The organism is Rhizobium ruizarguesonis, assembly GCF_012349115.1.
Taxonomy (GTDB): domain Bacteria; phylum Pseudomonadota; class Alphaproteobacteria; order Rhizobiales; family Rhizobiaceae; genus Rhizobium; species Rhizobium ruizarguesonis.
Genome location: NZ_PQIG01000122.1, coordinates 18552 through 30995, shown reverse-complemented (window position 1 = coordinate 30995; position 12444 = coordinate 18552). Strand labels below are relative to the sequence as shown.

The following is a 12444-nucleotide window of genomic DNA, read 5'->3' as shown; positions in this document are numbered from 1 at the left end:
GGCGAACAGTGAAAGCAGATCTGGGTGATCTCAATGCCTTCGTTGCCGTGGCGCGTGCCGGGGGTTTTCGCGAGGGCGCGCGCGTAAGCGGCAGCAGCGCCTCCTTCCTCAGTGAAGCGGTGCGTCGCCTGGAGGCCCAGCTCGGCGTCAGGCTCCTCAACCGGACGACCCGCAGCGTCGTCCCGACCGAAGCGGGCAAGGGCTTGCTGGAGCGGCTCGGCCCTGCTTTGAGCGAGGTGGAGTCTGCCCTCGACGTCGTCAACGGTTTTCGCGACAGGCCGGCCGGTGCGTTGCGCCTCAATGTGCCGGTCAGCGCGGCGCGGCTGGTGCTGCCTGCCATCGTTCCACCGTTCCTCGCCGCCTATCCCGATATTCGGCTGGAGGTGGTCACCGACGAGAGCTTTGTCGACGTGATCGCGGCCGGCTGCGACGCCGGCATCCGCTATGACGAGCGGCTGGAGCAGGATATGATCGCAATACCGATCGGCCCACGCGTCCAGCGCTTTGCCACTGCCGCCTCCCCCGATTACCTCGATCGCCGTGGCCGGCCGCAACATCCGAGCGAGCTGCTCGGCCATGCCTGTCTGTTGGGTCGCTTTTCGAGCGGTGCGATGACGGCGCCGTGGGAATTCGAGCGCGATGGCGAGATCGTGCGGGTCGATCCGACGGGCCCGCTGATCGTGCGGGTCGGCGGTGCGACCGACCTGGCCGTCGATGCAGCGATATCGGGAACAGGGATCGTCTGCCTCTTCGAGGACTGGTTGCGCCCGCATATCGACAGCGGCGCGCTCGAGCCCATCCTCCAACCGTGGTGGCAGCGCTTCTCTGGGCCGTTTCTCTATTATCCTGGACGCCGGCTGGTGCCGGCGCCGCTGAGGGCATTCATCGATTTCGTCAAGGCATCAGCCAATCAGGCTTGATGTTCTGCGGCCAGAAGGACCGTCGTTGAGCGCTTCCATGCGTCAAAGCTTGACCTCGGCATTGTCGCCCATATCAGGTTTGCTGTTCGAGACCGCGGCGGCGGCCATCTTGATATAGCTGATGATGGTGCCCGGGCTGTCCCAATATTCGGCCGAAGACGGGGTCATCTTGAGGATGCGGATGGAAGGATCGTCGGGGCTGTCCCACCACGCCTTTGCCGGCGTCGCCCATAATTCCCTGATCTTCTCCCGGTCGTTCTGCACCTCGGCCGTCCCCGATACGGAAACATATTTCTGTCCCTTGGTGTCGGCAAAGGCCAGACACACGTTTGGCCAGCGGGCGATCTCATCGTCCTTGTGACTGCTGACATCCGTCAGAAAATAGATCGCATTCTCGAGCTGCGCGGTATAGGCGGACATCGGGCGGGCTTTGAGATCGTCGCCGTTACGGGTCGTCAGCATGCAAAACCCGATCTTGTCGATCAACTCCCATACCCGCGTCGCATCGTCATGCTCTGCCATCGTCATCTCCATCTGTGCAAAAGACGAAGTAACCATCTGCCGAGGCCGATGTTCCCAATGGGCGGTCTATTCAGCCAATTCCCTGAAGGTGATCGAATAACGCAGGCGGTCGACGGGCGGGATGGAATGTTCCCAGAGCGTTCTTGAAGCGCCAGCCATGAGATAGGCCGAGCCGGGTTCAAGGACGAGCGATCGCCGCTGCCATTTGGCACCGTCAAGCCGCCTGAGCCTGAAGGTGCAAGACGAGAGCAAGGAGACACCGACGACCCGGCCGAAGACGAATTTGTCCTTGTGCCAGCCGATCGGAGCACCCGGGCCATACTCAGTGACCAGCGCCTGCACGAGCGCATCGGGCTCGACGCCGGCGAAGCGCGCCACCACTTCGCGAATGGAAAGCAGCACCGACGGCATCGCATCGGCTCTTCTGACACGCTGGCTGTCGAAGTCGTATTTCCAGCCGAAGGAAACCGTCCTGCGCTTGCCCTCAAACCCATGAAAGTCGAAGGCTTTGAAGGCAAGGGTCGGCATTGCCTCAAGAACCATGCGCTGAAGATCCGGGGAAACGATCTCAGCAGAATATCGGAACCCCTCAGGGAGCGTCCGGTTCGCCGCACGAAAGAGATCCTCCTGCACGCTGATGCTCACTGCGCTCGTGCCTCAATGGACGCTTGGGGTTTTCATGACCATTGCGAAGTCTTCGGCGACCAGTTCGCTGACGGCGATGAGGATTTCCTCCCGGGAAAAGCCCGATGTCAGAGCGCGGTGGATCAGATCCTGCAGATCCGGGTCCACGACATCGCGGCAATCCTCGAGGCGTTCTTCCGAAACGGTGAGGCTATTGAGTTCGTCCATTGTCTGTCCTTTCGGGCAATGTGCCCACTGAAGTCCGGAAAATCCGGTTGGGAATGGTTGCTAGCGGGCAGTGGTGACCCGCTTCGGGCCGGCAAGCAGGCCTTCACGTTGCATCTTCTTGCGTGCAGCCTTGCGCTGACGGCTGATCGCCTGCGCCTTTTCCCTGACGCGCCGTTCGGACGGCTTCTCATAGGCGCGCCGTTCCTTCATTTCACGGAACAGACCTTCGCGCTGCATTTTCTTTTTCAAGACCCTGAGCGCTTGATCGACATTATTGTCTCTGACGAGTACCTGCATTTCGAGTTCTCCTTGTTTGTGGCGCGACGATCGCCGCTCAGCCGAGCTGCTCGGCGATCAGAGCCCGCAATTCGCGGCGGGTGAGAAGGCAGGGAAACGGCTTCCAGTTCCTGGGAGCACTGCGGACAGCCTCGTCATCGTCACGTGGTTTCGCCGCCGCAACCGCGGCGGCTGTATTTATGTGGTTCAAAAAGAAATCCTTTGCCGATCTCGGCCGGCATCATCGATTGTTGTGGGATTGCCCGTCACGCAGCCATAACCGTGCGCAGGGATGAGCAAGCGCTCAATCATGAGCCAGCAAGGGCTCAGATTTCCGCCTGATCTGGTATTCAAGCAACATAGGTATCGGCGGGCACAATTGCAACGGACAGCCCGGATGGCATGACGCGGGCGTCGCCAATCGCCTTCAGATATACTCTGCACCATCTTATTCAAGTTAGCCGGGTATAGTTTCTGTCGAATTTTCTTCAATTTGGCTTGAAAGTGACATTATTCCGCCGGAATGGAAGCAACGGAGAGATCCGCATCGAAATTAACCTTCTGTTAAATAGACCATTGACTTGTAGTATTAATAGGTTGTTAAAGGAGCCGCTCGCTGAGGTCGAAATTGACCCGCCAATAAACAATTTGAGGAGAGTGCAATGGCTTCGCCAATTCATGCAACTGATGATAGTGCAACATTTAAAGAAACCGACGTTATTTCCGGAAATCTGCTTTCCAACGATTCATCCGACAACGGCCACCTGTTCCTGCGCGCCTTTGATGGCGCAAGCGTTGGCGCCAAGAGCGGCAACAGCCAGGTCACCGAGATCCAGGGCGACTACGGCACCTTCTTCGTCAAGCCCGATGGCAGCTACACCTATGTCCTGAGCGATGCGGCCAAGATCGGCTTCACCAACGGTGAATTGCTCCAGGAGAAGGTCTCGTACAAGATTTCCGATGGCAGCGGTCATACCGATGTCGGCCTGTTCACTCTGAACATCCAGGGCGTAACCCAGGTAAAGCCGATCGCTGTCGACGACCACTACAGCTTCAACGAAGGTAGCGCCATCGGCGGTAACGTTCTGGACAACGACATTGCCGGCGACAACGGCAAGCTCTTCCTTCGTCAGTTCGACGGCACGAACGTCAGCGCCAAGAGCGGCGTCGACGCTGTTACCGACATCGTCGGCGACCATGGCATCTTCCACGTCAAGCCGAATGGCGAATTCACCTACACGCTGACGGAAGACCTGACTGCCGGTCAGAACGTCACGGAAACCGTCCAGTACTACAAGATCTCCGATGGCGAAGGCCACACGGATGTTGGCGTTCTGACGCTCAACATCACGGGCACCGACGCTCATCTCGTTTGATCACTTGCGAGAAATCAGTGAGAGACACCGCCCGCCGCGCAATCGGCGGGCGTTTTCATATATCCGCATGTCATATTCAGCCGGTCTGCAAAGCGGCATAATACTTTTTAGCTAGTTCTTATAAATGCCGGGGCAGCGTAGTCTCGTTGTTCGGAGGACACGCCGTGACCGAACACATCGAACCCAGGCAAATGGAAACAGACGATCTGACGAAAGTCTGGTCCGTGACCGAGTTTTGCGCGCGTCACCGCATAGATACCGGGGAACAAGCGCTGCTGCTCAAACTTTTCGGGCCGTTCGCGACTGCCTCCGAGCTGATCCACAATGCCAAGCGCGCCCCAAGATTTAGATAAGGGGCGCTCGACCTGGTCGCCTGCTTGGGGACCGCCTATGGGCTCCGGTTCGCGACGCTAGGCCTGCTTTCCGGCCACCTCACGTCCGGCACGTATCACTGCGTCTGTGGTGATATCGAACTTCTTGTAAACGTCATCGATTTTGCCGGATGCTCCGAATTCATGCATGCCGACGAATACGCCGTCCAAGCCGAGATAGCGGTCCCAGGAATCCTGCACGGCTGCTTCGACGGCGACCCTGGCTCGGCTGCCGCCCAGCACCGATTTCTTGTAGGCGGCATCCTGCTTCTCGAATAGCAGCCTGCACGGCATCGAAACAACGGCGGTGCGAATACCCTCGTCCTGCAGCACCGAGCGGGCTTCGACCGCCAGATGCAGTTCCGAGCCGGAGGCAAGGATCGTCAGTTGCCGCTCGCCGCCTTCAGCTTCCTGGAGAACGTAGGCTCCCCTTGCCGAGCGGTTCTCGTCGGACGGGTCGCGGCGTAAAAGCGGCATTGGCTGGCGGGACAGAGCAATCAGTGCTGCCTGCCGTGGCGCATCCATGATCGCCTCCCAGCACTCGGCCGTTTCGATCGGATCGCCCGGGCGATAGACAGCGAGCCGGGGAATTGCGCGCAATGCGCTCAGATGTTCGATCGGCTGATGTGTCGGCCCGTCCTCGCCCAATCCGATCGAGTCATGTGTCATCACGAAGATCGAACGCACCTCCATGATCGCCGCGAGCCGGATCGCCGGGCGGCAATAGTCGGAAAATGTCAGGAACGTGCCGCCATAGGGAATAAGCCCTCCATGCAGCGCCAGGCCGTTCATCGTGGCCGCCATGCCATGCTCGCGGACACCATAGTGGAGATAGGATCCGCCATATTCCCCGGGCTTGATCTCGACCTGGTTCTTGGCCTTGGTGTTGTTTGAAGGCGTCAGATCCGCCGAGCCGCCAAGAAGCTCGGGGATCGCATCGAAGAGATGGTTGAGCACGATGCCGCTCGCCTGACGGGTGGCGAGATCCTTTTCGGAACCTGAAAGTTCCTGCTTTGCCGCAGCGATGGCAGCGCGCCAACCGGACGGCAGTTCTCCGTTCATGCGCCGCTCAAAATCGTCTCGCTTGTCCGGCGAAGCGGTCTGGACACGGACCGCCCAGGCCATCCGCGCCGGCCCGCCTTTCGCGCCGATCTTTCGCCAGTCGTTGAGAAGCGCTTCCGGTATTTCGAAGGGAGGCGATGTCCAACCGAGGATCTTGCGGGCCCCGGCGATCTCGTCTTCACCAGGCGCGTCGCTATGGGCCTTCTGCGTTCCCGCCCTGGTCGGGAAACCGAAGCCGATGATGGTTTTGCAGGCAATCATCGACGGCCGATCCGTCACCTTCTGCGCTTCGATGATTGCGGCGCGGATCGCATCGGTATCGTGACCGTCGATTTGCTGGACATGCCAGTTCGCCGCGCGGAAACGCGCCGGATGGTCATCGGATTCAGCAAGGCTGGTCGCACCGTCGATCGAGATCGAGTTGTCGTCCCAGAAGGCGATGAGCTTGCCGAGCTTCAGATGTCCGGCAAGCGATATCGCCTCGTGGCTGATGCCTTCCATCAGGCAGCCGTCACCCAGGAAGACATAGGTGTGGTGATTGACCAGATTGTCGCCGAACGAGGCATTCATGATCCGCTCGCCGAGTGCGAGACCGACAGAATTTGCAATCCCCTGCCCCAGCGGACCGGTCGTCGTTTCGATGCCGGTGGCGTGGCGATATTCGGGGTGACCCGCCGTGCGGCTGTCGATCTGGCGGAAGCGTTTGATCTCTTCGATGGTCATGTCCTTGTAGCCCGTCAGATAGAGCAGGCTATAGAGCAGCATTGAGCCGTGACCGTTGGAAATGACGAAGCGGTCGCGATCGAACCAATAGGGATCGGCGGCATCGAATTTCAGAAACTCGGAAAAAAGCACCGCCGCGATGTCGGCCATGCCCATCGGCATGCCGGGATGACCGCTCTTTGCCTGTTGAACCGCATCCATGGAGAGGAAACGGATGCAGTCGGCGAGATCCCGGAGGTGCTGATCCTTGGGAGCTGGGAATGTCTTCGGAGCTTGTGAGATGTCCGGCATTGGAGAAACTCCTTGGAGTACCTGGATTATGAAGGCAGAGACCGTCTGCCTCGCTATCTCGTTCACCGTGATCGTGAGAGCTCGCCACAGCGAATTTGACGGGTCCAGTTAACCTAGTGCGGAGTTTTCAGTTGTGGATAGCATCCGCGCCAGGAAGGACCGCTTTCCGGGACCTGATCACGCGGCGCTGCCATTATCCTGTTCTGCCAAGGGAGTGCGTCTGGTTGAAAAAACCCTTACAGTGCAGGGCGGAGCGCGCACACGACGTCACCTGATCGGGTGACGCTCGCTGCCTCGCCTCCCCTTAGACATTTATGCAGTGATCGAAATAAAGCATTCGCCGCAATTGGCGAAACCATCATCGTGAAAACGAGAGGCGCTGATATGGATCATGTCGACATCATTGATGCTGTCTATCAGGCCGCAGTCCATTCCGAGCAATGGCCGGACACCCTGTGCTCGATCGTCGATTATGTCGGCGCCGTCGCCGGAAATATTGTCTATCAGGCGCCGGGTGGCCGTGGCAGCTTTCTGATCCCCGGTCGCATGCGTGAAGACTTGAACACGCTCTATCTTCAGAATTACACGGGCAACCCCTATGCCCGCGCATTCGAGAAGGTAAGACCGGGCGAGATTGCGATCGGCAACAGCCTGATCGATGCGGAGGCCGTGCGGCATTCCGCATTTTATGCCGATATCTGCGAGCCGCAGAACATCTTCAATCAACTCTTCCTGCCGCATGCCAGCCTGCACGAGCGCGGAGGCATTGGCGGAGTGGCGCTGTTTCTGTCTCGTCAACAGGACGAGCACGCCGCCGAGGCGGCGGCACGCCTGAAGCTGCTGAGCCCGCATATGGCACGCGCCATCGACCTTTCCTTTCAGATAAACAAGATCAATCGTGCGCCCGAACTGCCGCAACGATTGATCGATGCGATACCGGATGCCGCCGTGCTGATCGACGGGCGAGGCGCAGTCCTCCTCCTGAATGCGGCAGCCGAGACGCTGCTCAGGCAGGCCGACGGCATTTTCCTCAGCCGGTCGGAGAGACCCACGCTTGCCGCCCATATTTCCGAAACGGCTACGCGCCTGGCAAACGCCATCCGCCAGGCTTTGCTGATAGCCCATGGCGAAGACACGCCTTTCGAAGGCGCATTGGCGATCTCCCGGCCATCGGGCTTGCCGCCCTATCTGATGATGATCACGCCGCTTGCGCCCACGGCGATTTCCACGTGGGATGCGACCGACAGCGGAGCACGCGTCCTCATTCATATCGTTGATCCGGAAGCAAAGACGCGGCGGCAAGCGCAACAACTGCAACACATCTTCGGCCTGACCGACGCCGAAACCCGGGTCGCCGCACTGATCGGCAGCGGAATGAACCTGCCTGAGATTGCCCTCGCTCTCGGGATTTCCTCCAACACGGTGAAGACACATGCCGGCCGATGCTTCGGCAAGGCCGGCGTGCGATCTCAGGCAGCGCTCGCCAGGCTGATTGCCTCGATCCCGATTGCCGAAAAAAGAGCGCCGACGTCGACAGGCTCGCACGGGAGAAGCTCGCCGCGAGCGCCGTAAACTACCGGCTATCTTCGCACTCGATATGATTTGTCGAATTTCTCGATGATCCCGCAGCCGGCAATTTTCCTGAATTGCTCCTCACTCCCTGCACAAAATCTGCAATCCGGTCGGGCATCTCTATGCCATGAGCAAGAACGACATCCCGCCCCGCATCACACCGTCCGCTGTGCCGGACCGCCTCCGCAATGACGGATGGTGGCTGAAAGAGACGTGCCGGCCGCAGAGGGCTCCTTCCGAGGAGGTCTCGGTCCTCACAGCCCTGATGTCGGTGGCTCTCGTCAGCGGCAAGCTCATGCCTCGCAGCCTCACCGGCCTGCCTTTGGCGTTTTCCCGTTTCGCGCTCGTCATTCCCTTGCGGCTTGCCGAGGATGTCGGGAAATATGCAGCGTCTTTGGGAAATTGGGGGTGTCCGATACGTCGGCCTACCGTAGGCATCGCCACCCCCAACAGGCAGGCTTACTGGTTAGTTCTAACGAGATCGTTAGGCGTCAGTAGGTGAACCCGCCGTGTTTCATCTTTTGCGAAATCGATTAGGTCGGTCGAAAATCCTGCCTTGCTGAAGAGCAAGAAATGCTTTCCGGCCGTTCCTCTGCCGTATCTCGTTCTCTCGGATCTTTCACGTAGCTGTCTTAGATGCCCCATGTCGATATCGGCGTTTGTCCATTTGCACTCGCCGTAGAAATATTCGCCATTCAGGAGTCTTCCCGCAACGTCGATATCGAAGTCCGAATGTCCCCATATCTGGCCCAGTTCCTTTGCAGGAAGGCCGAGTTTTTCCTGGATATGAATCCTGGCGTACTCGAGCGCGATAGCTTCGAAGGCAATACCCATGTATTCCGAGAAGCCCGGCGCCACCACGTGTCTGTATACCTCCTCTCCAAAGCCACCGCTGATCGCGGTCAGGCTGGGCCGTACAAACCGATGCCAGAATGAGATCAGGCTGTCGTCGAGCCGAAACCTACGATTTCTCACCTTCTCATCCACATCCAACGACTTCGTATTCGATATCAGGTGGAGCGCCACCAGCTTCGCGGCGTACGGTGTAATTTTCTCTACCTTTACGCCCAGTCGGCTCGCGATCTCCGACGTCGTGTTGCAACCGTCGGCGATCGCCGCGAGGACGCTGGAGTAGAAGCCAGGCTCGTGAAGTTCAGTCTGGAGAAGCGTGTTCGGCTCGTCGACAAGAGTTCCAGTCTCGGTCAGCAGCAACTTGACCACGTTGTCCTTCAACGGAACGTCCGGGTTACAGAGTTGAAGATAATGCGGTATTCCCCCGAATATGGCGTAAGTGCTGATGATCGCTTCGGCGTCGTATTTCGGGAAAAAGCGCGCCACATCCGTGAGGGGGAGCTGTTTCATATCCAAGGACAGTGTCTGTCGTCCGTACAGTGGATTCCTTTCCGCCAACAGATCCTGCATCTGGGATATGGATGACCCGCAGAGAATGAGCTTCAGACCGCCATCCGCAGGTGCGCCAGAATCCCAGAATTTCTGCAGGATCGAAGGCAGCGCCGGGTCGCCGTCAAGCAGATATGGAAACTCGTCGATGGTGATCAGCAGGCCCGGATTGTTCCGCGTGTGCTCGGCAATGTAGTAGAAGACACCTTCCCAGCTCGGCAACGATTCAAGCACTGGCAGTGCACCTAAAACGTTTGCGACTTCGATCTTGAACTGCTCGAGGTTCAAAAGAGAGGAGACGCGTGTGGCCTGGAAGTAAATCTCCTTTCGGCTTTTGCCCAATTCGCGAAGAAACCTGGATTTGCCGACACGCCGCCGACCGTAGAGAATGACAAGTGATGGACGCGCGGCATCCAGCTCCTCTTTGAACCGCGCCAGCTCACGACCCCTGCCTAGAAACTTCATATGAAGCGCCCTTCAATTAACATAATTGATTTTATAGTAATTGAAATTATAGTAATCGGAAATAGTGTAATCCCGATATATAAGCGCAATAAGGTAGCATTTGACGCTTCCTCGATCTCGCCGGAAAACTGGTCGATCGCACCGAATATATCAGTTCCTTTGCCGCCCATGTCTCCCACGAGCTGAAATCGCCGCTGACGGCCATCCGGGGAGCCGCAGAGCTTTTACGCGACGATGACGTGGAAAGGCCGATGACGAAGGCTGAGCGTTTGCACTTTCTCGACAACATCGTCGCCGACGCCGTCCGGCTCGATGCATTGCTGCAGCGGCTGAGGGACCTTGCACAAGCGGAATCGTCGGTGGCCGAGGGCAGCAGCAGCGTCGCCGACACCATATCCTCACTGCGCGAAAGATTTCCCGCCCTCAATATTTCCAGCCGAGGGGATACGGACATATCGATTGCTCTTCCTCCCGAGGCCGCCGGTATCGCCTTTGCCAACCTTGCCGAAAACGCCCTTCAGCACGGCGCCACGCTGTTGGAACTCAGAGTATCGGCCGACGCCCGAACAGCCGTCATTCTCGTCTGTGACGACGGCACCGGTATTTCCGAGGCAAATCGCCAACGCATCTTTCAGCCGTTCTTCTCAACCCGCCGCGAGCAGGGCGGTACCGGCATGGGCCTCGGTATCGTCCGCGCCATGCTGAGCTCCCATGGCGGTACGATCCGCCTGCTGCCGACGACCGGCGCCGGTGCCGAGTTCGAAATCACCATCCCGGGACCGAGCTGACGTTCCAGAGACTGATGGGAGCACCGCGCCGAAAGACGATCCCCTGAGCAAGGCAATGTCTTCAAGCGAGTGGATCAGTTTCCAGGCTCTATCGCCGTCAGCGCAGCCTGCGCGATGACATCTGCAATGCGTTTGGACAACGCCGGGTCGGAAGCAGCGCGGGCGAGGGTCACACCGCCACTGAGCATGGCGAGCAGCAAGATCGCCTGATCTTCCCGGCGCCTTTTGGATTGACCGGATATCTCACCCTCCGGCAAGCCGACCGCAACTTCCTCGATGAGACGTTTGAGTTCTGCTGTATAGGCGCTTCGTGTTTCATCGTCTGCGCGCATGACGTCGGGGGAAAGGCTCGGCAGAGCGCAGCTCTCGCCCAGATCGCAGGTTCTTTTATAGCTAAGATAGTAACCGACGAATGTCGTCAGCCAGTCTTTCGGTTGACTGGCCTTTAGCGCCGCAATTCCTTGCCGCAGCTCTTCGAGGCCCGCCAGCACGGCGGTGCGAAAGGCTTCGCCCTTGGACTTGAAATGTCCGTAGAAGGCACCGTTGGTCACGCCTGCCGCCTTGGTCAATGCATCGATGCCTGCGCCGCCATAGCCTTCCTGTCTGAAAACCCGTCCAGCCGCGGCAATGACGCGCGTTCGGGTCTCCTGCTTATGTTCGGCACTGTATCGCATGTATGTCCCTTTTAAGAGCGATCGCTCTTTATGTCTTGCTAAGAGAGTGATCGATGTGTATGCATAAAGAGTGATCGGTATATATCAGAAGCGGTCACGGTTCAAACAGGGAGATATACGATGCCTATCACACTCACCGTGCCTGAAGGCCTGCTTTCGCAACGGGCTCAGGCCCAAGCCTTTGCCGGATTGACGGAGGCAGTGCTCGATGCCGCCGGCTTGACCGGCAATGACTTCATGACAGCCAATATTATCGGTACGATCAACGTGCTGCCGCGGGAGCATGTGCTTGCCGGGGGAGAGCCGATCGATGCAGCCTTCGTCGAGCTCAAGCTGCCTGAGATGGCGCTGGTGAGCGCTGAAGCAAAACAGTGCTTCTTCGAAAAAGCGGCCGATGTGATCGAACAGGCCGCCGAAGGCCGGCTCAAGCGCGAACATATATGGTCGAACATCGTCTACGCGCCTGAAGGGGCCTGGGGTATCGCCGGCCGCAGCTATAACAATGCCGATCTCGTCGGCGCCATCCGGGGTGCGGTTGCCGCCTCGTAACGATCGCGGCGTACGCTCGGAAATCTCAGACTTGATGCAACGCCGGGCCGGCGACACCAAGACCTCACGGTCCGGCGACTTGACGGAGCCAAGCCATGCAGCTTGCCAACTATCTGTTCTTTTCCACCGGTTGCGAAGAGGCGCTTGCTTTCTACACCGAATGCGGGCTTGGCCAGATCACGCAATTGAAGCGCCACGGCGCAGACGGGATGCCCGTTGCCACCGACGCCATGCGGGGCAAGGTGATGCATGCCCGCTTCGAAGGACCCGATGTTCTTTTCTTCGCTTCGGACAATCATGATGCCGAGCCGATGCGAGGCTCCGCCCACATGCTGATCATGGACGACCGCGACAGTACCGACAGCCTCTTCGCACGGCTGGCCGAGGGCGGCAAGATCACGACACCACTCGCCGTCCAGCCATGGGGAAGCTATTACGGCAAGCTCACGGATCGCTTTGGTGTCCAGTGGATGCTCGATTGCCTAGAGCATGATGCCGAAAAGTGTGAGCGGTTTTCGGACGACACCCTGTTCTAGCCTGAGCATGTGCTCTGCGCGAGTGTGAGACGATAACGCCCCGATACCCGCGAAGTGTCGGCGTCT

General features: G+C 58.7%; 14 protein-coding genes and 1 pseudogene. 7 read left to right on the top strand and 8 right to left on the bottom strand.

The annotated features are described in order from the left end of the window. Positions 1 to 8: 8 nt before the first annotated feature. A complete protein-coding gene (locus C3Y91_RS32705; RefSeq protein ID WP_130689134.1) occupies positions 9 to 920 on the top strand; it encodes a LysR family transcriptional regulator in 912 nt (303 codons plus the stop codon). A gap of 42 nt (positions 921 to 962) precedes the next feature. Here the strand turns inward: C3Y91_RS32705 and C3Y91_RS32700 are convergent, their stop codons facing one another. From C3Y91_RS32700 to C3Y91_RS32680, 5 genes are all read right to left on the bottom strand, one after another. Further along, positions 963 to 1442 (bottom strand): pyridoxamine 5'-phosphate oxidase family protein, encoded by a 480-nt coding sequence (locus tag C3Y91_RS32700; RefSeq protein ID WP_018070635.1) that lies wholly within the window; start codon positions 1440 to 1442, stop codon positions 963 to 965. A gap of 66 nt (positions 1443 to 1508) precedes the next feature. After that, complete coding sequence (locus C3Y91_RS32695) at positions 1509 to 2075, bottom strand: alpha-ketoglutarate-dependent dioxygenase AlkB (RefSeq protein WP_425523626.1); 567 nt, start codon at positions 2073 to 2075, stop codon at positions 1509 to 1511. A 24-nt stretch (positions 2076 to 2099) separates the two neighbouring features. After that, entirely contained in the window at positions 2100 to 2294 is a 195-nt protein-coding gene (locus tag C3Y91_RS32690; RefSeq protein ID WP_018070633.1) for a hypothetical protein, read from the bottom strand. A gap of 60 nt (positions 2295 to 2354) precedes the next feature. Continuing rightward, positions 2355 to 2591: a 30S ribosomal protein S21 gene (gene rpsU, locus C3Y91_RS32685; RefSeq protein ID WP_018070632.1), complete on the bottom strand. Its 237-nt coding sequence runs from the start codon at positions 2589 to 2591 to the stop codon at positions 2355 to 2357. Between the two features lie 37 nt (positions 2592 to 2628). Next, positions 2629 to 2781 carry a hypothetical protein gene (locus C3Y91_RS32680; RefSeq protein WP_165410353.1) on the bottom strand — a complete coding sequence of 51 codons (153 nt, stop codon included), beginning with the start codon at positions 2779 to 2781 and terminating at the stop codon, positions 2629 to 2631. Between the two features lie 451 nt (positions 2782 to 3232). Here C3Y91_RS32680 and rapA2 point away from each other — a divergent pair, with 451 nt between their 5' ends. Together rapA2 and C3Y91_RS32670 are read left to right on the top strand one after the other, a co-directional pair. Continuing rightward, complete coding sequence (rapA2, locus tag C3Y91_RS32675; protein ID WP_131590437.1) at positions 3233 to 3946, top strand: calcium-binding lectin RapA2; 714 nt, start codon at positions 3233 to 3235, stop codon at positions 3944 to 3946. 164 nt (positions 3947 to 4110) lie between these two features. Further along, positions 4111 to 4299 carry a hypothetical protein gene (locus C3Y91_RS32670; RefSeq protein WP_075223808.1) on the top strand — a complete coding sequence of 63 codons (189 nt, stop codon included), beginning with the start codon at positions 4111 to 4113 and terminating at the stop codon, positions 4297 to 4299. Between the two features lie 57 nt (positions 4300 to 4356). Here C3Y91_RS32670 and tkt read toward each other — a convergent pair whose 3' ends face one another. Beyond that, the gene (gene tkt, locus C3Y91_RS32665; protein WP_075223809.1) at positions 4357 to 6393 is read right to left on the bottom strand and encodes a transketolase; all 2037 of its coding nucleotides are present in this window, start codon (positions 6391 to 6393) and stop codon (positions 4357 to 4359) included. Between the two features lie 279 nt (positions 6394 to 6672). Here tkt and C3Y91_RS32660 point away from each other — a divergent pair, with 279 nt between their 5' ends. Beyond that, complete coding sequence (locus tag C3Y91_RS32660) at positions 6673 to 7965, top strand: LuxR C-terminal-related transcriptional regulator (protein WP_168576278.1); 1293 nt, start codon at positions 6673 to 6675, stop codon at positions 7963 to 7965. 459 nt (positions 7966 to 8424) lie between these two features. Here C3Y91_RS32660 and C3Y91_RS32655 read toward each other — a convergent pair whose 3' ends face one another. Next, a complete protein-coding gene (locus tag C3Y91_RS32655; RefSeq protein WP_130704042.1) occupies positions 8425 to 9831 on the bottom strand; it encodes an ATP-binding protein in 1407 nt (468 codons plus the stop codon). A gap of 107 nt (positions 9832 to 9938) precedes the next feature. On the opposite strand from C3Y91_RS32655, the pseudogene C3Y91_RS32650 reads away from it, so the two are divergent. Then, positions 9939 to 10619, top strand: a pseudogene (locus C3Y91_RS32650) (sensor histidine kinase); the annotation flags it as partial. Positions 10620 to 10693: 74 nt separating this feature from the next. Here the strand turns inward: C3Y91_RS32650 and C3Y91_RS32645 are convergent. Further along, positions 10694 to 11293, bottom strand: a complete 600-nt coding sequence (locus C3Y91_RS32645) for a TetR/AcrR family transcriptional regulator (protein ID WP_130746268.1) — start codon at positions 11291 to 11293, stop codon at positions 10694 to 10696. Positions 11294 to 11413: 120 nt separating this feature from the next. Here C3Y91_RS32645 and C3Y91_RS32640 point away from each other — a divergent pair, with 120 nt between their 5' ends. Next, positions 11414 to 11842, top strand: a complete 429-nt coding sequence (locus C3Y91_RS32640; protein ID WP_018070623.1) for a hypothetical protein — start codon at positions 11414 to 11416, stop codon at positions 11840 to 11842. A 95-nt stretch (positions 11843 to 11937) separates the two neighbouring features. Further along, positions 11938 to 12378 carry a VOC family protein gene (locus tag C3Y91_RS32635; RefSeq protein ID WP_018070622.1) on the top strand — a complete coding sequence of 147 codons (441 nt, stop codon included), beginning with the start codon at positions 11938 to 11940 and terminating at the stop codon, positions 12376 to 12378. Positions 12379 to 12444: the final 66 nt, after the last annotated feature.

Excerpts from the sequence above, each read along its gene's own strand:
- C3Y91_RS32645 (WP_130746268.1), bottom strand. The coding sequence starts at position 11,293 with ATGCGATACAGTGCCGAACATAAGCAGGAGACCCGAACGCGCGTCATT.
- C3Y91_RS32690 (WP_018070633.1), bottom strand. The coding sequence starts at position 2,294 with ATGGACGAACTCAATAGCCTCACCGTTTCGGAAGAACGCCTCGAGGAT.
- rapA2 (WP_131590437.1), top strand. The coding sequence starts at position 3,233 with ATGGCTTCGCCAATTCATGCAACTGATGATAGTGCAACATTTAAAGAA.
- rpsU (WP_018070632.1), bottom strand. The coding sequence starts at position 2,591 with ATGCAGGTACTCGTCAGAGACAATAATGTCGATCAAGCGCTCAGGGTC.
- C3Y91_RS32635 (WP_018070622.1), top strand. The coding sequence starts at position 11,938 with ATGCAGCTTGCCAACTATCTGTTCTTTTCCACCGGTTGCGAAGAGGCG.
- tkt (WP_075223809.1), bottom strand. The coding sequence starts at position 6,393 with ATGCCGGACATCTCACAAGCTCCGAAGACATTCCCAGCTCCCAAGGAT.
- C3Y91_RS32640 (WP_018070623.1), top strand. The coding sequence starts at position 11,414 with ATGCCTATCACACTCACCGTGCCTGAAGGCCTGCTTTCGCAACGGGCT.
- C3Y91_RS32700 (WP_018070635.1), bottom strand. The coding sequence starts at position 1,442 with ATGGCAGAGCATGACGATGCGACGCGGGTATGGGAGTTGATCGACAAG.
- C3Y91_RS32655 (WP_130704042.1), bottom strand. The coding sequence starts at position 9,831 with ATGAAGTTTCTAGGCAGGGGTCGTGAGCTGGCGCGGTTCAAAGAGGAG.